General features: G+C 52.1%; 21 protein-coding genes and 2 pseudogenes. 13 read left to right on the top strand and 10 right to left on the bottom strand.

The features are described 5' to 3' along the window. The first annotated feature begins 101 nt into the window (after window positions 1-101). Together purM and A0127_RS10585 are read left to right on the top strand one after the other, a co-directional pair. A complete protein-coding gene (gene purM, locus A0127_RS02960; RefSeq protein ID WP_062387772.1) occupies window positions 102-1,106 on the top strand; it encodes a phosphoribosylformylglycinamidine cyclo-ligase in 1,005 nt (334 codons plus the stop codon). A 30-nt stretch (window positions 1,107-1,136) separates the two neighbouring features. Continuing rightward, window positions 1,137-1,310 (top strand): hypothetical protein, encoded by a 174-nt coding sequence (locus tag A0127_RS10585; RefSeq protein WP_197463595.1) that lies wholly within the window; start codon window positions 1,137-1,139, stop codon window positions 1,308-1,310. Here the strand turns inward: A0127_RS10585 and purC are convergent. Then, a complete protein-coding gene (gene purC / locus A0127_RS02955; protein WP_082781383.1) occupies window positions 1,277-1,978 on the bottom strand; it encodes a phosphoribosylaminoimidazolesuccinocarboxamide synthase in 702 nt (233 codons plus the stop codon). The genes A0127_RS10585 and purC overlap by 34 nt on opposite strands. Before the next feature lie 162 nt (window positions 1,979-2,140). Here purC and purF point away from each other — a divergent pair, with 162 nt between their 5' ends. Continuing rightward, window positions 2,141-3,490, top strand: a complete 1,350-nt coding sequence (gene purF / locus A0127_RS02950) for an amidophosphoribosyltransferase (RefSeq protein WP_062387766.1) — start codon at window positions 2,141-2,143, stop codon at window positions 3,488-3,490. Here the strand turns inward: purF and fdhF are convergent. The 4 genes from fdhF to nadC form a co-directional block, all read right to left on the bottom strand. After that, window positions 3,453-5,465, bottom strand: coding sequence for a formate dehydrogenase subunit alpha (gene fdhF, locus A0127_RS02945; protein WP_062387764.1), 2,013 nt, complete (start codon window positions 5,463-5,465; stop codon window positions 3,453-3,455). The genes purF and fdhF overlap by 38 nt on opposite strands. Window positions 5,466-5,537: 72 nt before the next feature. Beyond that, a complete protein-coding gene (pdxT, locus tag A0127_RS02940) occupies window positions 5,538-6,131 on the bottom strand; it encodes a pyridoxal 5'-phosphate synthase glutaminase subunit PdxT (RefSeq protein WP_062387762.1) in 594 nt (197 codons plus the stop codon). 34 nt (window positions 6,132-6,165) lie between these two features. Next, window positions 6,166-7,173: a pyridoxal 5'-phosphate synthase lyase subunit PdxS gene (pdxS, locus tag A0127_RS02935; RefSeq protein WP_062387759.1), complete on the bottom strand. Its 1,008-nt coding sequence runs from the start codon at window positions 7,171-7,173 to the stop codon at window positions 6,166-6,168. Between the two features lie 115 nt (window positions 7,174-7,288). After that, on the bottom strand, window positions 7,289-8,122 hold the full coding sequence (gene nadC, locus A0127_RS02930) for a carboxylating nicotinate-nucleotide diphosphorylase (RefSeq protein WP_062387756.1): 834 nt from the start codon (window positions 8,120-8,122) through the stop codon (window positions 7,289-7,291). Window positions 8,123-8,242: 120 nt separating this feature from the next. Here nadC and A0127_RS02925 point away from each other — a divergent pair, with 120 nt between their 5' ends. From A0127_RS02925 to A0127_RS02910, 4 genes are all read left to right on the top strand, one after another. Beyond that, window positions 8,243-9,484, top strand: coding sequence for a nucleotidyltransferase family protein (locus tag A0127_RS02925; RefSeq protein ID WP_062387752.1), 1,242 nt, complete (start codon window positions 8,243-8,245; stop codon window positions 9,482-9,484). Continuing rightward, window positions 9,481-9,960 carry a hypothetical protein gene (locus A0127_RS02920; RefSeq protein WP_054841587.1) on the top strand — a complete coding sequence of 160 codons (480 nt, stop codon included), beginning with the start codon at window positions 9,481-9,483 and terminating at the stop codon, window positions 9,958-9,960. The genes A0127_RS02925 and A0127_RS02920 overlap by 4 nt, the downstream gene beginning before the upstream one ends. A gap of 78 nt (window positions 9,961-10,038) precedes the next feature. Continuing rightward, window positions 10,039-10,452 carry a HEPN domain-containing protein gene (locus tag A0127_RS02915; protein WP_082781382.1) on the top strand — a complete coding sequence of 138 codons (414 nt, stop codon included), beginning with the start codon at window positions 10,039-10,041 and terminating at the stop codon, window positions 10,450-10,452. After that, the gene (locus tag A0127_RS02910; protein ID WP_054841586.1) at window positions 10,427-10,795 is read left to right on the top strand and encodes a nucleotidyltransferase domain-containing protein; all 369 of its coding nucleotides are present in this window, start codon (window positions 10,427-10,429) and stop codon (window positions 10,793-10,795) included. Before A0127_RS02915 ends, A0127_RS02910 begins: the two co-directional genes overlap by 26 nt. A gap of 17 nt (window positions 10,796-10,812) precedes the next feature. Here A0127_RS02910 and A0127_RS02905 read toward each other — a convergent pair whose 3' ends face one another. Next, on the bottom strand, window positions 10,813-11,973 hold the full coding sequence (locus A0127_RS02905) for an MFS transporter (protein ID WP_062387749.1): 1,161 nt from the start codon (window positions 11,971-11,973) through the stop codon (window positions 10,813-10,815). 138 nt (window positions 11,974-12,111) lie between these two features. On the opposite strand from A0127_RS02905, the pseudogene A0127_RS02900 reads away from it, so the two are divergent. Beyond that, window positions 12,112-12,651, top strand: a pseudogene (locus A0127_RS02900) (class I SAM-dependent methyltransferase); the annotation flags it as partial. Window positions 12,652-12,719: 68 nt separating this feature from the next. On the opposite strand, the gene A0127_RS02895 reads toward A0127_RS02900, so the two are convergent. Beyond that, window positions 12,720-13,034 carry a CPBP family intramembrane glutamic endopeptidase gene (locus tag A0127_RS02895; protein ID WP_269451028.1) on the bottom strand — a complete coding sequence of 105 codons (315 nt, stop codon included), beginning with the start codon at window positions 13,032-13,034 and terminating at the stop codon, window positions 12,720-12,722. Window positions 13,035-13,384: 350 nt separating this feature from the next. On the opposite strand from A0127_RS02895, the gene A0127_RS02890 reads away from it, so the two are divergent. The 5 genes from A0127_RS02890 (at window position 13,385) to A0127_RS02870 (ending at window position 16,194) form a co-directional block, all read left to right on the top strand. Further along, on the top strand, window positions 13,385-14,053 hold the full coding sequence (locus A0127_RS02890) for a hypothetical protein (protein ID WP_062387743.1): 669 nt from the start codon (window positions 13,385-13,387) through the stop codon (window positions 14,051-14,053). 9 nt (window positions 14,054-14,062) lie between these two features. After that, window positions 14,063-14,965 carry an ABC transporter ATP-binding protein gene (locus A0127_RS02885; RefSeq protein WP_231855796.1) on the top strand — a complete coding sequence of 301 codons (903 nt, stop codon included), beginning with the start codon at window positions 14,063-14,065 and terminating at the stop codon, window positions 14,963-14,965. Between the two features lie 74 nt (window positions 14,966-15,039). Next, a complete protein-coding gene (locus A0127_RS02880) occupies window positions 15,040-15,486 on the top strand; it encodes a hypothetical protein (protein ID WP_054841581.1) in 447 nt (148 codons plus the stop codon). Between the two features lie 10 nt (window positions 15,487-15,496). Next, window positions 15,497-15,991 carry a hypothetical protein gene (locus tag A0127_RS02875; RefSeq protein WP_062387741.1) on the top strand — a complete coding sequence of 165 codons (495 nt, stop codon included), beginning with the start codon at window positions 15,497-15,499 and terminating at the stop codon, window positions 15,989-15,991. Then, window positions 15,988-16,194 (top strand): hypothetical protein, encoded by a 207-nt coding sequence (locus A0127_RS02870; RefSeq protein ID WP_062387738.1) that lies wholly within the window; start codon window positions 15,988-15,990, stop codon window positions 16,192-16,194. The genes A0127_RS02875 and A0127_RS02870 overlap by 4 nt, the downstream gene beginning before the upstream one ends. A 12-nt stretch (window positions 16,195-16,206) precedes the next feature. Here A0127_RS02870 and A0127_RS02865 read toward each other — a convergent pair whose 3' ends face one another. The 3 genes and pseudogenes from A0127_RS02865 to A0127_RS02855 all read right to left on the bottom strand — a co-directional run bounded on the left by A0127_RS02865 (window position 16,207) and on the right by A0127_RS02855 (window position 18,873). Then, window positions 16,207-17,019, bottom strand: coding sequence for a GNAT family N-acetyltransferase (locus A0127_RS02865; RefSeq protein WP_062387734.1), 813 nt, complete (start codon window positions 17,017-17,019; stop codon window positions 16,207-16,209). Window positions 17,020-17,182: 163 nt separating this feature from the next. Next, a pseudogene (locus tag A0127_RS10685) lies at window positions 17,183-17,488 on the bottom strand (GNAT family N-acetyltransferase); the annotation flags it as partial. A 176-nt stretch (window positions 17,489-17,664) separates the two neighbouring features. After that, window positions 17,665-18,873: an MFS transporter gene (locus A0127_RS02855; RefSeq protein WP_062387730.1), complete on the bottom strand. Its 1,209-nt coding sequence runs from the start codon at window positions 18,871-18,873 to the stop codon at window positions 17,665-17,667. Window positions 18,874-19,062 lie beyond the last annotated feature (189 nt).

Raw genomic sequence — 19,062 nt, 5'->3', positions numbered from 1 at the left:
TTGACGTTTAAATGTTAAAAACTTGGAATATTTAAGTCTTTTTAGCCATAAAAATGACAAACTTTTTAAGCAATCCCCTATAACTCTCCCCGGTGATGTTCGTGCTGACCTACGCCCAGGCTGGAGTTGATAATGAGAAAACTTCGAGGGCCCTGAAGGGCATAATCTCGCTCGCCAAGGGGACTTTCGAATTCAGAAGGGGCAAGATCGGAGAGCCGGCCGAGGACCTCGGCCACTACGCGGCCTTAATGGACTTCAAGGATTTCTACCTTGCCATGACAACAGACGGAGTAGGGACGAAGGTTCTCGTCGCCGAAGCTCTCGGAAAGTTCGATACGATTGGGATAGACATGATCGCGATGAACGTGAACGACCTGCTCTGCGTGGGAGCGGAGCCTGTGGCCCTCGTGGACTACCTCGCCGTGAGAGAGCCTGAAGAGAGTGTGTTTGAGGAAATAGCGAAGGGCCTCTACGAGGGGGCGAGGCAGGCTGGAATAGCCATAGTGGGCGGCGAGACCGCTGTGATGCCAGACCTCATAAACGGCTTTGATTTAGCGGGAACGGCTATCGGCATCGTCGAGAAGGGGAAGGTTATCACGGGGGAAAAGATAAGGCCAGGCGATGCCGTGATTGGTATAGCGAGCTCCGGAATACACTCCAACGGTCTGACCCTCGCGAGAAAGCTCCTTATCCCGAAGTACGGGCTGGACTATGAATACGAGGGGAGAAAGCTCTGGGAGTGGCTCCTCGAACCCACGAGGATTTACGTCAATGCCGTCCCTGAGCTGATCGAGAACATCGAGGTGCACGGCTTGGCCCACATAACCGGCGGCGGTTTGCTCAACCTGAAAAGACTCACTTCCTACGGTTTCTCCCTCGAGATGCCGCCTGTTGAGGGAATTTTCAGGCTCATCCACGAGAACGGCGTTCCGCTCGAAGAGATGTTCCGCGTTTTCAACATGGGCGTCGGTTTCGTTGTGGTTGTCCCTCAGGAGGAGAAGGAAGATACTATCCAGCTCCTAAACAGGCACTTTGAGAGCTTCGAGCTGGGCAAGGTTGTGGAAGAGCCCGGGATAAGGGTCGAGAACTATGGGATAAAGCTTTAACCTTCCCTTCCCTCTTTCTTCGGTGGTCTCATGGAGCTGACGGTCAGGAGAAAGGCCTTCCTTGAGGAGCTTCCAGATGTAGTGAGGGAGGTCGTTGAGGAGTACGGCACTGATCTTAAGGGTATAGAGATAAAAGAGGACGAGAAAGGGTGCTACACCGTCATGATTACCTACGAGCGGGAATCGCCGGTGATCCTCTCGTAGAGCCTCTCGTAGGCCGAGAGGAGGTCGCCCCTGTCAAAGCGGAAGACATCCTTGTCGAGACTCTCCTTAGTTTCAGCGTCCCAGAAGCGGCAGGTGTCGGGGCTTATCTCGTCTCCGAGGACTATCTCGCCCCTCGAGTTCTTCCCGAACTCAAGTTTGAAGTCCACGAGGATTATACCCTTCTCCTTGAAGTACTTCCTGAGGATTTCGTTTACCCTGAGCGCAATGCTCTCCATCTCCTTAAGCTCGATCTCACTTATTCCTAGGACTTTCGCGTGGTACTGGTTTATCATCGGGTCCCCGAGGGAGTCGTCCTTGTAGTAGAGCTCGACTATGGGCTCCGGGAGCTCAGTGCCTTCAGTCAGCGGAAGGCGCTTCTTCAAACTTCCAGCAACGACGTTCCTGACAACCACCTCAAGGGGGTACATCTTCAGCCTCTCGACTATCAGCCTATTGTCTCCTGCTACACCGATGAAGTGGGTCTTTATGCCATTCTCCTCAAGAACTCTGAAGAGGTGGGCACTTATCTGGGCGTTGAGCCAGCCCTTTCCTCTGAACCGGCCCTTCTTCTCCCCGTTGAAGGCTGTGGCGTCGTCCTTAAACTCGAGAATAGCCTTTCCGTCATCAAGAGGGATTACCTTCTTGGCCTTGCCTTCATAAACATCCACGAAAATCACCATTTTTATGTAAAAAGTTTGGTCTTTTTAAGAATTTCTTGCCATTAAATTGTCAAAACATGGGCAAAGTTTTTAAACATTAATCTGCAAAAATTTGGTGTGATTATGTGCCAAATTAGCATATTTAAATCAAAAAGGCACCCGGTGAGAGTAATGCGCGAGAAGTGCGGTGTCTTTGCAGCGCTCTCGGAGAACGCACCGAGAAAGGCCTACTATGCCTTAATAGCCCTCCAGCACCGCGGCCAGGAGAGCGCTGGAATAAGTGTCTGGAAGCACAGGATAAGGACGGTATCGGGTTTGGGCCTAGTGCAGGACGTCTTCAATGGGAAGACCCTCTCATCCCTCCGCTCCAGTCTCGCGATTGGACACGTCAGATACTCTACCTCCGGCTCCCTCACAGAGACCCAACCGCTTGAAACGGAGTGCTGTGGGAAAAGGATAGCCGTCGCCCACAACGGCACCCTCACAAACTTTCTCCCTCTGAGAAAGAAGTATGAGAATAAGGGAGTTAAGTTTTACCACTCCGTAGATTCCGAGCTTCTGGGGATTTCGTTTCTCTGGCATCTGGAGGAGACTGGCGACGAGTTTGAGGCTATGAGGGGAGTCTTTAATGAAGTTAAGGGAGCCTATTCGGTTGCTCTTCTCTTTGACGGTAAAATCCTCGTCGCGAGAGACCCAGTAGGGTTCAGGCCGCTGAGCTATGGAACTTGGGACGGCCACTACTTCGCGAGCGAGGACTCCGCCCTAAGGCTCTTCGTTGATGAAACAGAGGGCGGGAAAATTAGGAACGTTCAGCCAGGTGAGGTCTTTCTCCTCTCTGAAGAGGGTGTTGAGAACAGGATCCTGGCAGGGGAGAGACATCACCACTGCGTTTTCGAGTACATATACTTCGCCCGGCCAGACAGCACCATAGACGGCGTGAACGTTTACCAGGCGAGGGTAAGGATGGGAATGGAGTTGGCGGGGGAAAGCCCCGCCGATGCTGACGTTGTGATAGCAGTCCCAGACTCGGGAAGAGCGGCCGCGCTGGGCTTTTCGATGGAAAGCGGAATCCCCTACTCGGAGGGGCTGATAAAGAACCGCTACATCGGGAGGACATTCATAACTCCCGGCCAGTTCTACAGGGAGCTTAAGGTAAAGCTCAAGCTCTCACCCGTGAGGGAGATCATCAAAGGGAAGAGAGTCGTTCTCGTGGATGATTCCATAGTCAGAGGGACGACCATGAGGAGGATAGTCTCCCTTCTGAGGAAAGCGGGAGCGAAGGAAGTGCACGTGAGAATAGCGTCGCCGCCTATAAGGCACCCCTGCTACATGGGAATAGACATCCCGACGAGGCACGAGCTGATAGCGGCCTTCGGGAGCGTTGAAAAGGTGAGGGAAGCGATAGGTGCCGATAGCCTGGCATATTTAAGCGTCGAGGGCCTCATAAGGGCAGTTGGCAAGAAAGACCTCTGCCTGGCGTGTTTCACCGGGGAGTATTCGGAGTGGGCTTTTCGTTTCTGATCTTCTTAACCCTCGCCGCTGCGAACTTGAACTCCGGCGTTCCCGCCTTGTTGAGAGCAGGACTTGTCAGCCTGTTTGCCTTGAAGTGAAATGGGACAACGACGAGTTTCCCGGGCACATTTCCAATCTCTGCTCTCATCCTTATCTTCCCGCGCCTCGTTTTTACTTCCATCCAGTCCCCATTCCGTATCCCGAGTCTCTCAGCATCTTCACGACTTATCAGTGCTTTTGGCTCACCCATCAGTCTAACGAGGGATGGACTCCTCAGTGTCATCTCCCCTGTGTTGTAGTGACCTATGAGTCTAACCGTCGTGAGGACAAAGGGGTACTCCTCGTCTGGGTCCTCCCAGGGAGGTATCCACTCAACTGCTATGAAGCGGGCCTTCCCATCAGGCGTTGCGAACTCCCAGGTATGGAGCCTCTTCTTCGGCAGGAAGATTCCGTCCGAGTTCTTCAGTTCCTCAACGCTTTTTTCCTCAAGCTCAGGGAAGAGCCTGAAGTACTCGGAGGTAATCTCTTCAACGGAAGTGTAGTTGAAGCCAGGTAAACCGAGAGCCCTTCCCAGCATCGTCAGTATCTCCCAGTCGGGCTTTGAATCATAGGCAGGTTCGCAGGCCTTTTCGCTCCACTGTATTCTCCGTTCGCTGTTCATGTAGCTCCCGCTCTTCTCGCAAAATGCCGAAGCCGGCAGGAGGTAGTGGGCATAGCGAGCCGTCTTCGTGGGGAAGATGTCCTGGACGACGAGGAGGTCGAGCTTCTTTAGGGCGTTTCTAACCATCATGAAATCCGCCTCGCTTACGGCAGGATTTTCTCCGACGATGTAGAGAGCTGTTATGTCCCCCTTTTCTATCGCTTCCCACAGCTCGGTAAGGTATAACCCCCTCTCCGTCGGGAGGTCGCCAACGCCCCAGAGCCTTGCAACTCTCCTCCTGAACTTCTCGTCGGTGAGGGGAACGTAGCCGGGTAAGAACTCGCTCAGGGCGCCCATATAAGCGGCTCCCTGTACGTTGTTCTGGCCGCGCATCGGGTAGAGGCCACCCCTCTCGCCGATGTATCCGAGGAGGAGTGCAAGGTTTATGACCGCTAATATGTTTTCTACACCAGAAACATGTTGCGTCAGGCCCATCCCCCACATAACCGCCCCACTTCCAGCGAGGGCGAACTCCCCTGCAACTTCCCTGATTATTTCGGCAGGAACTCCGGTTACCCTCTCGGCGTATTCGGGCGTGTACTTTTTGACAGCCATCCTCACCTCTGAGAAGCCAGCTGTCCTGCTCCGGATGAAGTCCCCGTTGTAGAGCTCCTCCTCGATTATGATGTGGGCCAGAGCGTTGGCTAATACGATGTCCGTCCCAGGCCTTATCACGAGCTTGTAATCCGCGAATGCCATTGTCCTCGTTTCCCTCACGTCAACGGCTATTATCTTCGCACCGTTCCTCTTTGCTCGTACTATGTAGTCCATGACGACGGGATGAGTCTCGGCAGGGTTGTATCCCCAGATCAGGACGGATTTGAACTTCGGTATGTCTTCGTAGGGGTTTGTCTGAGTACCAGTGCCAACTGCCAGCTTTAGGGCGTGGACAGAACCCTCGTGGCACAGCCTTGCACAGTTGTCGATGTTGTTCGTACCGAAGAGGCGCGCTATCTTCTGGAGCAGGTAGTTCTCCTCGTTGGAGACTTTGGAAGACGCCAGAAAGGCAACTGCATCGGGGCCGTAGAGCTCCCTTATCTCTAAAAGTCTATTTGCTATCTCACCGATGGCAACTCCCCAAGAAATTGGAACCATCGAAGAACCAACCCTCTTGAGGGGTCTTTTGAGTCTCTCTCCTGACTTCACAATCTCCGTTGCGTGTAGGCCTTTAGGACAGAGTTTACCCCTGTTAGGCTCGCCTTTGTATGGCTTTACTTTTAGTGTAGCTGGATCAATGAGAAGGTTGCAGCCAAAGCCGCAGTAAGGACAGACAACCCTCTTCACGCTATCACCTGTTTGGCAAGAAAAAGTCAAAACTAAAAAGTTTTTTGGTGAAAATTTAAAAAAGCTTGTTAATCAAAGTACCTTCCTCAGGAAGTACTCGTGAACTCTCGTATCGTCGGTCAGCTCTGGATGGAACTCGAGGCCGATGATATTGTCCTGCTCAACTCCGACCACCCTGTCCCCGAGCCAGGCTATCGGTTTCACCCTCTCGCTGAGGAGCTCTACTATCCTGGGAGCGCGGATGAAGACACCCGGGAACGGCTCGTCGCTGAATGCGAGCTTTATCGGTGCCTCGAAGCTGTCAACCTGCCTGCCGTAGGCGTTCCTGTTGACCTTCACGTCGAGGAGCTTGAGGAACTTCTGCTCTGGGGTAGCGCCGATGACCTCCTTGGAGAGCATTATTAGCCCTGCACAGGTGCCTATGATGGGAAGCCCTTCCTCGCCGAGCTTCTTAACCTGCTCGAAAAGGCCATTCTTCACCATAAGCCTTGAGATTGTAGTGCTCTCGCCACCTGGAATTATAATAGCCGAGATGTTCTCAAGCTGCTCCGGCTTCTTTAGCCAGATAACCTCTCCAGAAACGCCGAGGTTCTCAAGGGCCTTCTTTGCCGCCCAGATGTGCTCTTCGACGTCGCCCTGAAGGCCGATGACGCCTACCTTGACCATTCTACCACCCCCAAGACAAAGAGAAAAGGCAAAATCAGACGCCCCTCTCTTCAAGCCTGACCTCAAGCTCCTCGATGTCCTGGCCGCGCATCGGCTCGCCTATCTCCTTGCTGATCTCAACAAGAACGTCAGGCTCGTCCCAGTGGTTGACCGCCTCAACGATAGCCCTAGCCATCTTCGGCGGGTTGGAGCTCTTGAAGATTCCAGAGCCGACGAATACTCCATCCATGCCCATCTGCATCATGAGTGCTGCGTCTGCTGGCGTTGCGACACCGCCAGCCGCGAAGTTGACAACGGGGAGCCTTCCGAGCTTCTTGATCTCCAATAGTATCTTGTAGAGCCCATCTACGATCTCACGGTAGGTGTAGTGCCCGTAGACGGGCTCATTGTCAAGGACTCTCTCCGGAAGTCCAGCAATCTCCTTGGCGTTGAGGGAGAGCCTGAGGTAGGGTTCCGCGAACTTTTCGGCAACGGCGTAGACCTGCTCGTCTGTCATGGCCTGAATCTGCCTGATCCCTTCAGCCACGAGGCGGACGTGCCTTACTGCCTCAACGATGTTTCCGGTTCCGGCCTCGCCCTTGGTTCTGATCATGGCAGCGCCTTCCCATATCCTCCTAACGGCCTCGCCAAGATTTCTCGCACCGCAGACGAACGGAACCGTGAACTCGCGCTTGTCAATGTGGAAGTACGGGTCGGAGGGAGTAAGAACCTCGCTCTCGTCTATCATGTCCACGCCGAGTGCCTCCAGGATCTTAGCCTCGGCGACGTGGCCTATCCTGACCTTCGCCATCACTGGAATGGTTACCGCGTCCATAATCTCCTGTATCTTCTCGATTGGAGCCATCCTGGCGACACCGCCGGCTTTTCTGATGTCGGCCGGGACGCGGTGTAGGGCCATGACGGAAACGGCTCCAGCCTCTTCAGCTATTCTCGCCTGCTCGGCGTTGGTGACGTCCATTATGACGCCGCCCTTCACCATCTTGGCGAAACCGCGCTTCAGCCTCTCGGTGCCCTTAGCCTGAATAACGTCCAGCTTTCCCATAGCGCACACCTCGGTTATAAAAATCCTAAACCCTAGAATATAAGTCTTCCCGCAACAAACATAAACTTGTGTCGAAGGATGTTCAAAAAATGCAGACAAAGAGCGAAAAAGTTCATCAGAGCCTGCCGATTATTTCAAGGCTCACGTCGAAGTTTTTGACCGAGTGGGTTAGATAGCCGAGGCTAATAACGTCAACATCGAGCTTCGCGTATTCAGTTATGTTCTCGGGAGTTATCCCGCCGGAAACTTCTATTTTGACTCTCTCCCTTAGGCCTTCGCGCCTGAGAGCATCAATAACCTCCGCTATTTCATCAGGCTTCATGTTGTCGAGCATAACGACATCTGCTCCTGCTCTGGCAGCTTTCAGAGCATCTTCAAGGCTTTCTACTTCCACTTCAATGACCTTGTAGACGGAGAACTCCTTGGCACGCCTTATGGCCTCTTCAAGGGGAACTAAGGCAAGGTGGTTGTCCTTTATGAGTATCGCGTCGCTGAGAGAGAAGCGGTGTGTCTCTCCACCCCCAATGAGGAGTGCACGCTTGTCTATGGGTTTGAGGAGGGTCTTTCTCGTCCCCGCAACCCTGATCTTAGGGTTTACACTCTTAACTTTCTCCACAAGCTTCCTGACTTCCGTTGCAATCCCGCTCATCCTCCCCATAACGTTTAGAGCCGTCCTCTCCACCAGGAGGATCGCCCTCGCGTTGCCCTCAAGCGCGAGAATAACGTCCCCTTTCTCAACTAACTCTCCGTCCCGTTTTTTAACCTCTACTTTGACCCCAAAGTGCTCAAAGAGAGCCTTAGCCTCTTCCACGCCAGCTATAACTCCCTTCTGCTTTGCTATGATGATTGCTCTCGCGTTCAGGTCTTCAGGAATCACGGCCTCACTTGTTACGTCTCCAAATGGCGCGTCCTCCTCGATGAACCTGAGCAGATAGCTGAGCGGAACCATTTTTTCACCTCCATGTTCTCATTCTGTTCCTCCTTTATTTTGCTTTCTGTGTTGTGTTGTCACTTTCCGTGAGAGAATACATTTTTATCCTTTGGGAGCAAAACTAAAGAGTGGTGTGTTATGATTAAGAAAGCCGTCATCCCCATCGGCGGAGAGGCCACACGGCTCCGCCCGCTCACGATAGAGACTTCTAAGGGACTTGTCAGGCTTTTAAACAAGCCTATTCTGGAGCACTCCATTCTCAGCCTTGCAAAGGACGGAATTGAGGAGGTCTACCTTGGGGTTAGGGGCTACGTGAACTACACGACACTCTTTGACTACTTCCGCGAGGGCTACTGGTTGCAGAAGAAGTACGGGCTTGAGAAGGAAGTTAGAATTCGATACATGCCCCGCTACGAGAGCACGACCAACGGCGACGCCGTCTGGTACACGATGAACTACTACGGGATAAAAGAGCCAGTCGTTGTCATCCAGGGCGATAACATCTACCAGCTCAACATCCAGGATATGTACAAATGGCACAGGAAGAAAAACGCGTTCATGACGATTGCCCTCCAGCCGGTTGAAGACGTCACTGGCTTTGGTGTGGCGAAAATAGATGACGATTACCGCATTGAGTACTTCGTTGAGAAGCCTAAGCCCGAGCAGGCACCCAGCAACTTGGCGAACACGGGAATCTACATCCTCTCCGAGAACTTCTGGGAGTTCCTCAACGAGGGATGGGCGAAGGAGATGAAGGAAACTCGGAGGCTGGACTTTGGCGGCGACATAATCCCGGCCCTCATAGAGCACGGCTATGAGGTCTACGGCTACCCAATGGAGGGCTACTGGTTCGACGTAGGTACTCCAGAGAGGTACCTCAACGCAGCTATGTACTTGCTCAACCACCTCTCACCCGAGGACATGGAAGCCGTTGAGATAACCCATGACGTTTACATGCAGGGCAAATCGGAGATGTCCGAAGATCTCCGGAGGAATTTCAGGGAGATGATTAAGACCGGGAAGCTCCTAGTGGAGGGGAAGGTACTCCTTGGAAGGCACATCAGTATCGGAAAGGGGACCGCGCTGGAGGATGCAGTCATAGACAACTACACGATCGTTGGGAGGAACTGCGAGATCCTTCACTCCGTTGTCATGGACAGGGTGAAGCTCGGAGACAACGTTAGAATAGTAAACTCCATAATCGGCCGCCACGTCGAGATTGGGAACAACGTGAGGATCGTGAACTCCGTTATAGGTGACAACGCCGTTATAGGTGACAACGTGAGAATGTACAACGTCAAGATATGGCCGCACGAGTTCGTGGAGAGGGGGGCAACGCTTGAACACTACACGGTCAGGACGGGCGTTCCAAGGAGATGATTAAGATTAGAGTAAAGCCTGTCTTAGTGGTGGTGTATTCCTTTCTCGTTTTTCTTCTCGAAACCTATCTCGGAATCGGCAACTGGAGAATTGTTGGCCTCTACATGACCACACGGAGAGTCGGCCAGAACCCATGTGTTCCCTTTTACTGCGTTACCTCAACCTGGATTCTTGCCGTTGCTATCTTAATAGCTCCGCTCATCCTTGGCTACCTTATACTTGAGCGCTATGAGACCCTGAGGGAGCACGCGAAGAGCCACTTATTCTTTGGTCTTTTTCTCGTCCCGGTTGGCCTCTGCAGAACTCTTAATTCTGCTAATCTTGTAATGATGCTCTACTATCTCTTCATTGCAACCGGTTTGTCGTACCTCCTCCAGCGGGACTACTACGGAAAACGCCTTCCCGAGCTCGCTCTGGTAGGTTTTACGTGGTTTTTGATAACCCATGCGCTGATGCTCAAGCCCTGGGCGTGCTGAGAAACTTGGATATTCCTCCGCCTTAATCCTCAATCGAAAGGTATTAATTTCTGGTGCCCAACTAATTCCGGTGGGATTATGCACTACGAGGAAGTTGAGGTTCTCCTTCAGAGGTCGGAGGACTACATGGAGCTTGCTGAGTCCGCTTTTGGTGAGGAGAAGTACGACGCCGCGATTTTTCTGGCGGAGCAGGCGCTTCAGTTTTACCTCAAAGCCCTTCTAATTAAATATGCTAACGTGAGGCTCAGAACCCACTCGGTGAGGGAGCTTCTGGCGGCCCTTGGGAAAGCCCTTGAAGCTGAAGAAAAGGTTGTAGACTTCATAAGGTCGCACCGGAGCCTCCTCAGGGAGCTTGAGGATGCATACATAGGGACGAGGTACGAGCCGAGGCGCTACTACCGCGAGGACGCGGAGGAGCTTATGGAGTTCGTGAGGGAAGTTATGGACTTCTTGGAGGTTCTGACGGATGAGTTCGAAAGGAAGAGTCCTTGAGGCAATGATCGAGCGAGGGAGGAAGAGGTACCTAATGATAAAGAACTACAAGCGCTACCTTCCCGCGATAAAGAGGGCTTGCAAGGAAGTCTTTGGTGAGTGCGAGCTCTACGTATTTGGAAGCGTCCTGACTGGGAAGTTCACCGCCGGAAGCGACGTTGACCTGCTGATAAAGGTGAGGGAAGCTCCAAAAAGTCTCCGTGAGAGGGCCGGACTTGAGGCCAGGATAGAGGAGCTTGCTGGATTACCCGATTATCATCCCTTTGAGTTCCACATCGTTGATGAAGAGGGCTTCGAGAGATATGTGAAACTGCTGAAAGCAGAGCTGAAAAAAGTGGAATGAAGCAAAACCTAAGGCCTTCAGCTCTTCTTTGCGATCCACAGGAGGAACAATCCAGCCGCTATGAATCCAGCAAGGCTCGCACCGTAGGGCAGCGTTGGATGGACGCTCGCAAGAAATCCTGCCATGATCGGAGTTATGAGTCCAAGAACCTTTCGGTAGCTCGAAAGGGCGGCGTGAAACTCGGTTGTCTTCTCCTTTGGAATGAGCTTGAAGAGCCACGAGCGGTAGAACGGGAACCACAGCGCGTTGCCGAAGTCTCCGATGGCGTAAACAACCAGGACGAGCCAGAAAGGTGGAGCGAGGGCCATTATAAGGGCGTAAACTGCGTTTAGGAACATTCCTATGGCTATCGCGTGGAAGCCCCTCCCCTTCGGAACCCTCTCACTGGCATAAGTTCCGGCTATCCTCATCAGACTGCTGGCAACGGTTATGAGCGTCAGCTCGAAGACCGTCTTATGGAGGACGAAGACTACGTAGTTTATGAGTATGAACTCGGGAGCGAGTCCCCAGGCGAGGGTTAGGAGGGTCTCAAAGGCGAGGAGACGCTTGAATTCTCCGGCCTTGAAGGTGAATCCCTCCGAGCTTATCCTCTCCTCCTTTCCTACCGAAGGCAGAAAGAGCCAGAGATAAGTAACTGTCACGACCGAGAAGAGGCCGAAGAAGAGGAAGGTTAAGCGGTAGTGCTCTGGCTTATTGTACACGTACCCGAGCAGGTAGCCCATTATCGGAAAGCTCACTAATGTAGCTATCTCGGGCAACCTTAGATGCCAGGCGAATATCTCCTCGTACTTGTCCTCCGGGTAGATTATCTGCTCGTAGGCCTGGTAGAGGGGGTATAGGAGCGTGGAGAGCTTGTCAATCAGCTTACCTCCGAAGAGCATCAGCGGTGCTATGGCTCCCTTGGCGAGGCCGTACATGACGTAGGCTATTCCATCGAGGATGTCTATCGCTATGAGGCCCTTTTTGATGTCCCAGCGGTTGAAGAGCCTGCCGAAGAAGTAGGTGAGCGGGATCGAGGCGATGTTGACTACCGTGAAGAACGCCCCGACTTCCAATATTGAGTAGCCTGTTTTCATCAGGTAGAGCGGGAAGAGAATCCAGACTATCAGTCCCGGAGCTATGAGAGTGTGGTAGATCATGTAGGCCTTGGCTTCCTTGGGAATTTCGCTCCAGCGCATAGAGGTACCTCCCGAAAGCCTAAAGTGTCGTGCTTTGGGTGAAAAAATTTTAAATAATTTTCGGCGGGAGTAACGATGGTGCCATGGATGGAAGAAAGGTGGGACTTTGACTCGTAGGCGGAGAGCTATGACAAGGACGTTATGAGCGACGACTGGATACACCGCGATTATGAGAGAGTCCTTCGGCTCGTCGCAGAGAGGGCTAAGGGCGTTGTTGTTGATGTGGGCTGTGGCACGGGCAACATCCTCCGCTTCCTCCGCTGTGAGCGATACATCGGCGTCGAGCCCTCGGAGGGAATGAGAAATGTTTTCCGCGAGAAGTGGGGCTTTGAGCCCATTGACGGCCACTTCCTCGAAATCCTTCTTCCGGAGGGGAGCGCGGATACAGTGGTGAGCACCTACGCCTTCCACCATGTTCCTGATGAGGAGAAGGGGGAAGCTATAAAGGAGATGCTCCACGTCCTGAAGCCTGGAGGAGCCCTAATAATAGCCGACGTCATGTTTGAGTCGGAAGACGAGAAAAGGCGCATAGGCGAGGAGGACGGCATACTGGAAGAGGTTCTGGAGGAGTACTTCGCGACCCTTGACCATTTGGGGACAATTTTTGAAAGGCTGGATGTGGAGTGGAAGGCTGAGAGGGTTAACAGGTATGTCTGGGTGGTGGCGGCGGAAAAATGACCTAATGGGAACTTTAGCATCTTAGCTTCGGTTTCGAGAAGTTTGACAATCATATCCTGTCCCAAAATTCACTTCTTTTCCAGCCACAGCCAGCCTACCATTCCACCCAAATTGGCCGCTGAGTGGAGGGAGTAGGCTGGAATCAAAGAACCACTGAGGGCTCTGAAGTAGCCTGCTCCAAGACCTATTAAGAACGCATTCAACACAACGAAAATTCTAAATCCTCTGGGAGCATCACGAAAAGCCAGTATGTGGACGAGACCAAAGATAACCGCTGTGAAAACTATCGCGACCCAGAAACTCGTATGGTGAAGGAGATAACCTTCAATGAGGCCTCTGTGAAGTGTCTCTTCGCCGAGGGGCGCTAAGACGAGCATTAAAATGGCAATCTTAAACGAAGTGTCTGGTAAAAAGTCCGGTCTATAGTCCTGAATCAGCCTATAGGCTGCTGGGGCAGTGATTGTGAATAAAAGCAGCCCAGCAAAGAAGCTTTTGGAACGTACATAAAGTCGAATCTAAAGCCATACTCGCCCAGGTTTCCGATGAGGGAAATCACGGCTACCTTTAATACACTTACCGACCTTTAGGTTGCCAACTTCTGGTTCGAGAAAAGCTTTAATATCCCTCCGTAACTACTCATAGTGGTGATTTTCGTGAGGGGATCATGCCCTAACTATGATTTCCCAACTTTGATCAAGCGATCCCTGTGAACCAAAGTTCTGGAGGCTGAAAAATGGAGCTAACATGGGATCAGCTCCGTGAGGAGGTTAAATACACCGCAAAGCAAATCGGGCTCAACATAATCTGGATCCCCTGGACGACGGCAGTTGTATACTGGATGGCCAGCTGGATGTCCGTTTCCAGCGGGACAATCGTTGGAATCACCAGCATCTCGCTCGCCATAATGTTCTCGCTCTTCTTCAGCGGAGCAGTGTTCAGAGAAAAGCTCCTGGGCATTCATGAGCTCCTCCTCTCGCTTCCTTTCCCTCCCACGCGCCTCCTTCTCCTCAAAACAACTGCAGGATTCGTCATTGAAACGACTGGAATTCTTCTGGGCAGTTTTGTTGGACTGCTCCTTGCAGACTACAGTGGGGTTCACATTCCGTTGACGACCGTGCTCTCTGGATTGCTGATTTCAATGCCCTTGCTCTTCACATTCACTTTCTTCGTGATTCTAACGACGCTCCTCTTTCAATCAGTACTGTTCAACGCTGTGAAGGTTGCCATAGGCTTTATAGCGTTCGTCGTTCCCGTTTATGTTCCCAAATACTTTGGGAGCGTTCTGTCTCTGAAGCTCGCTCTAGTGCTTTCTCTGGCCATCTCGCTGGGAATTTCGGTTCCATCGCTTGCAATCTTAAAATCTCTTGGAGACCGCCTCGCTGAGAGAATGCTGCTTGTGTGAGGGATACTTATGATAGTCCTCGAAAACGTGAGGAAAGCCATAAACGGAAAGGAAGTCCTTCGGGGGATAACTCTTACGGTAAAGCCCGGTGAAGTCCACGCCTACCTCGGCCACAACGGAGCGGGCAAAACAACTACCTTTAGGATTATTCTTGGCCTTCTTGTCCCTGATTCGGGCAGGGTTGAGGTTCTTGGCGTCAACCCGCTCAAAAGCCCTGAGGTGAGGGCAAGAATAGGCTACCTACCAGAGTACGACCTCCTCTACCCAAACCTCACCGTCCGCGACAACCTCCAGCGATACGCCCTGCTGAAGGGAGTTCACGATGAGAAAGAGATTGAAAAGCTCATTGAGTTCTTTGAACTCAGCGAATACGCGGACAAAAAAGTTTCCTCACTCTCAAGTGGAACACAGAGGAGAGCCGCGATAGCGCGGGCCTTCCTTGGAAGTCCAGAAGTTCTGATACTAGACGAACCCACGAAGGGCCTCGACCCGGAGTGGCGCCTGAAGTTCAAGCGCTTTCTCAGAGAGTACGCGAAGGGTAGGGGCGCATCCGTTGTCTTTTCCACCCACATACTGAGCGATGTTGATGAGGTGTGTGAAAGAGTTACTGTAATCAAGGAAGGGAGAGTACTCTTTTCTGGAAATCTGGAGGAGTTCAGAAAGAGTGCACCTGCAGGGAAAGGAGCAATCGTGAAGGTAGAGGAGCAGAAGAGGGCCATGAACGTGCTCAGAGAAAAAGGCTATGCCCTAAGGATCGTCGGAGGATATATCATCGTAGAAGACGCCGAGCCGGCGGAACTAAACAGGCTTCTCGTGAGCAGGGGCATAACCGTTGAAGAGATAAAACGGAACGAGCCAACACTGGAAGAAATCTACACGATGCTCCACAGAAGAGACGAAAGAAGAGAATGACGGAAGTAGTACCGACGGCAAACTGCTCACCCCTGACCACAACCCCTAAATGGTTGAGCACCTAACTAACGAACATGCCCGACGAAGACCTAGCCAGGGAAGTCCAGGAGCTCAGGGAGGCCCTTGAGGCGCTGAGGAAGAGCTTCGAGATAGTCTCCCAGATGGCCCAGTCCTATCTCAGGCTCCTCAACCTCTACGCTGAATACGGCGGGCTGAGCATAGACGTTGTTATTCCCGAGATAAAGCACGACCCGATAGCGAGGGAGATCGTGAAGATTCTCTTCGACCTCAGGAGGGCAAACGTGAGCGGGATAGCGCGGGAGCTCAAGGGGAGGCGTGGAAAAGCCTCGCGGAACACAGTCAGGGCAAAGCTTGAGGAGCTGAAGAAACTTGGCGTTGTAAGGGAAGTGCCCTCTGAGGACAATAGAGGAAAGACCTATGCCCTCTCCCGTGGCGTGGTCAGGAAGTGGTTAGAGCTGATCGGAATGCCGATTAGGTTTGAGCATGCTAATGATTATTGAGGTGGTTGATATGGCGAACGCGGAGAAGATTGAGAGGTTGATTGACGAGATCGTTGAGGAGATGAGGAACGCCAAGACGCCCGAGGAACTCAAGGCCCTGGAGAAGAAGGTGGACATGCTTGAAGACCTCATAGACGCCATAGAGGGCGACAAGGACCTCGACAAAGTTGCCGTGATGATGGACAAGGTAGGGACCCTGATGGAGGGAATCATGGGGCCGTTGAAGGAGCTCCTCAGGGAGCTCTACGACCCGGAGAAGATGGCTGCCATGGGAAAGAGCGTTGCCGATTTCTATAAGAACCTCGTCGAGGCCGGAATGGACAAGGAGGCCGCGCTTGAGCTGACGAAGGAGTACATGGCGAGTATAAACGTCGCTAAGACCCTTACAGAGGCCCTTGTTAACATGATGGGAAAGAGGGGAGGCAATGTGGGCATTAACATTCCCCTTGGCCACAATAAGGTCAGGGAAGTTGAGATCGAGGAAGAGGAGGAGAGGAAGGAGTGAGCTTAGTCCGCTCGCTCTTTAAGCTTCTCTTTTTGCACATTCCAAAGTCCCTCTTCCAAATTGCTGGGATAATCCGGATTGTCAATCGCGGAAAGAGGGCCTTTAGAAAGGCTTTGAGGGAGAAAGGTCTTCCAGAGGACGTTGTTGATGTTCTCGTTGAGGGGTTCTTTGTTGAGGTTGACTGGAATAGGGATGATTTTTAGAAATGAAAGGGGCTAAGTTAAGTTTTTTCTGAACACCAGAACGTTAGGTTCTTCCGCATTGCCCCATATCCTAATCCCTGTTCTTTTGAATCCGGAAAGAACAGGTTTTATCGCGCTGAGTAGCATCAGGTCGAACTCTTCTTTACCTCTCTCCTTTGCCACCCACGCCATCGCCGGCAGGAGAGCCTTCAGGGCAGCGGGTCCTGGATCAAGCGGTGCAAAAGTTGTTCCTCCCTTTGACCCTATGAAGCGGAGCCCGTTGTGATCATAGACCTCAGCGTTTCTCTTTATCCAATCCAGGGTATCTTCGTTTCTCTTCACGAAACGCCAGCCGATTGGAATGAGTCCCAGGGTTAGATCTTCCATCTCAGGTTCTATCCTCATAGGCTCCTCAGGTTCAAAATTTTCAACACTAGCGCTTGCGACAAAAAACCTTGCTTTAATCCAGAACCCATCCTTCTCTGCCATGGTTATAGGCTCCTTGAACTGGATGTACGTTGAAAATTCAAGAGCATCAATCTTTCCTTCATCCGCAAGTGCTTTTCCCCTCTGGACTATGAAGTTGTGAAGCATTCTCCCGAATCCCCTGCCGCGATAGTAGGGATGTACCCTAATTCCCTCCATCCACCCCACTCTGTTGAGCAGGAGGGTAAGCTTGACCGTCCCTATTACCTTCCCGTCAAGCTCAAGGACGTAAAAATTCCCATCTTTGATCCAGTCATCGAATACGTGAGCTAGATAGTCGTTTCCCTCCCACGTTAGTCTCGATATCTCCTCAATGAAGGGCTTATCCTCGGGTTGGGCCTCACGGATGATTGGTTCCATGCACATCACCTAACATTGTTATCCCGCCTCAGGTTTTAGAGTTTTGGATTCCCTCCACTCTTATCGAATCAGCTCGTAGAACAGCTCGTCTATGTATTTCCCATCGCTCCAGACGTGTCTTTAAGTCTTCCCGCTGGGGCAAACCCGTTCTTTTCAAGAATTCTTATCGAGGCCCCGTTATCGGCGTGAACCTTCCCCAGACCTTATGGAGGTTCAGGTGGTTGAAGGCGTAGTTCACTAGAAGGGCCGCCACTTCGGTTCCGTAGCCCTTACCGCGCTCTTCTGGGGTCAGGTAGTAGAATATCTCGCCCCATCTCGCCTGGTAGTTCACCCAGTTGAAGCCAGCAACACCAACGCTCTTTCCGCCCCCATTTTCAACCACCGCAAAAGTGAGCATCTTGTCCTTGTTCTTCTTCATTTCCTCATAAAACTCCTCCTCTTCCTCTGGAAGAGTGAAATAAGCGGAGTTAAAGAGCGCCCTCGCAGTGCTCCGCTCGTTGAACCACTCCCAGCTTTTTTGAAGGTCTTCCTTGAGGGAACCCCAAGAGAGACTTTTTCACTCTTCAGGATTAGGGGTCTCATGCCTTGTTCACCTTCGTTCTGTTTGCTCACATACTGATTTTAATCCCCTACTTGGGTTAAAACTTAGCATCCATCCTCAAGGTGGCTCAGCTTCAGATGCTCCCCAAGGAGTCCCAAGATTTCTCCGGCTTTGAATCCGGCCCCAAGCACCAGCAGTGCCAACGCGAACGTTAGCCGGGCTCCGGAAAGGCCCAGCTTGTCCACCGCGAAGCCATAGACGGCGTAGAAAACTGCCATTACCAATCCGGCGAGCATCTTGTCAAGGGAAAGGATGGTGGCCCTCTTCTCGCTTGGTATCCTGTGCTGGAACTCCACGTTCAAGTTGAAGCCGAATGCAGCAGTTATAATTGTCAGAGCGATTCCGAGTACCACGATCCAGATGGGGTTGGTGTAGACAACGGAGAGAACTGTTAACAGTGGTAGGAGAACGGGGGCGAGGGAGTAGGCTTTTCTGCTCCAGGAGTCACGGAGGCGGACGCCGATAAGCCTTGGAACCGTCCTGACGGTGACCTCAACAATTCCAAGAAGCCCCAGGGTGTCCATTAGAGTCGTTCCGAGACTTCTGGCGAGTACCTCACCGAGGTAGGGTTCAAAGAACTTCCTGAACTGATTAGTTTGCATGCCAACGATGATGGACAGCAAGACCAGCCAGAAGAGCCTCGGCTTGAGGAGCTCCCCTAAAGAAGAAAGTGTGTGACTCAGATAGTTCCTCCCCGTTTTCTTGAACTCGTACTCTGGAATCGAGAGTATTAGAATTATCGCCAAAAGCTCAACTATAAGGCTTAGAACGATGGGCAGGGTGAAGCCGTAGAACTGCGCCAGAAAGGCCCCCACCACGAGGGTCGTTGCAGAGAGCGGAATCGTTACACTCTTAGCTTCGCGCATGACCTTTCTGTATTCTCTCTCCCTTCCTATGTACTTCAGGTCGTCGAAGAGCCAAGCCTCAAAGCTCCCGCTGACGAAGGAGGCGCCCAGGGCAGAGATGAGGGCGTAGAGGAAGAGCATGGGAAAGTCCCTGAGAAAGAGGAGAACGACAGTTCCGAGGGCGTGGATGGTAAAGCCTATGAGGACGCTCAGTTTTCTGCTTATTTTGTCGCCGACGATCCCAGTGGGAACCTCGAAGAGAAAGCCCCCAAGAACCATCACCGAGGTCTCAATGCCTATCTGGGAGTAGCTAAAGCCCTTGGAAAGAAAGTATATAACGAGCAGGTTCCCGAGGAAGCCCGTGCTCATCAGGGCCATCAGGAGCTTGAACTTCCTGATTAGATCCATACTCAATCCCTCCAAACGTTTTAAAGCGTGCAATTTCGTTTTTACCCTTCGGCTATCGATTCAACAACCATAACAGTCTCCCTGTCCTCTTCCTTCACACCCGCAGCGAGGTCTTTGCCCAGAACCTCCACACAGCCGCGTCCCCCCATTTGATACACTCCCCTTGAGCTGAACGTTTTTGAGGGCAAA

The organism is Thermococcus peptonophilus, from assembly GCF_001592435.1.
Lineage (GTDB): Archaea > Methanobacteriota_B > Thermococci > Thermococcales > Thermococcaceae > Thermococcus > Thermococcus peptonophilus.
Note: the sequence above shows the minus strand (reverse complement) of the source record. Positions and strands in the feature narration are given on the sequence as shown.

Excerpts from the sequence above, each read along its gene's own strand:
- purF (WP_062387766.1), top strand. The coding sequence starts at position 2,141 with ATGCGCGAGAAGTGCGGTGTCTTTGCAGCGCTCTCGGAGAACGCACCG.
- A0127_RS02880 (WP_054841581.1), top strand. The coding sequence starts at position 15,040 with ATGCCCGACGAAGACCTAGCCAGGGAAGTCCAGGAGCTCAGGGAGGCC.
- pdxT (WP_062387762.1), bottom strand. The coding sequence starts at position 6,131 with ATGGTCAAGGTAGGCGTCATCGGCCTTCAGGGCGACGTCGAAGAGCAC.
- A0127_RS10585 (WP_197463595.1), top strand. The coding sequence starts at position 1,137 with ATGGAGCTGACGGTCAGGAGAAAGGCCTTCCTTGAGGAGCTTCCAGAT.
- A0127_RS02855 (WP_062387730.1), bottom strand. The coding sequence starts at position 18,873 with ATGGATCTAATCAGGAAGTTCAAGCTCCTGATGGCCCTGATGAGCACG.
- A0127_RS02885 (WP_231855796.1), top strand. The coding sequence starts at position 14,063 with ATGATAGTCCTCGAAAACGTGAGGAAAGCCATAAACGGAAAGGAAGTC.
- A0127_RS02915 (WP_082781382.1), top strand. The coding sequence starts at position 10,039 with ATGCACTACGAGGAAGTTGAGGTTCTCCTTCAGAGGTCGGAGGACTAC.
- A0127_RS02920 (WP_054841587.1), top strand. The coding sequence starts at position 9,481 with ATGATTAAGATTAGAGTAAAGCCTGTCTTAGTGGTGGTGTATTCCTTT.
- A0127_RS02865 (WP_062387734.1), bottom strand. The coding sequence starts at position 17,019 with ATGGAACCAATCATCCGTGAGGCCCAACCCGAGGATAAGCCCTTCATT.
- A0127_RS02875 (WP_062387741.1), top strand. The coding sequence starts at position 15,497 with ATGGCGAACGCGGAGAAGATTGAGAGGTTGATTGACGAGATCGTTGAG.
- A0127_RS02910 (WP_054841586.1), top strand. The coding sequence starts at position 10,427 with ATGAGTTCGAAAGGAAGAGTCCTTGAGGCAATGATCGAGCGAGGGAGG.
- nadC (WP_062387756.1), bottom strand. The coding sequence starts at position 8,122 with ATGGTTCCGCTCAGCTATCTGCTCAGGTTCATCGAGGAGGACGCGCCA.
- pdxS (WP_062387759.1), bottom strand. The coding sequence starts at position 7,173 with ATGGGAAAGCTGGACGTTATTCAGGCTAAGGGCACCGAGAGGCTGAAG.
- A0127_RS02925 (WP_062387752.1), top strand. The coding sequence starts at position 8,243 with ATGATTAAGAAAGCCGTCATCCCCATCGGCGGAGAGGCCACACGGCTC.
- A0127_RS02890 (WP_062387743.1), top strand. The coding sequence starts at position 13,385 with ATGGAGCTAACATGGGATCAGCTCCGTGAGGAGGTTAAATACACCGCA.
- A0127_RS02905 (WP_062387749.1), bottom strand. The coding sequence starts at position 11,973 with ATGCGCTGGAGCGAAATTCCCAAGGAAGCCAAGGCCTACATGATCTAC.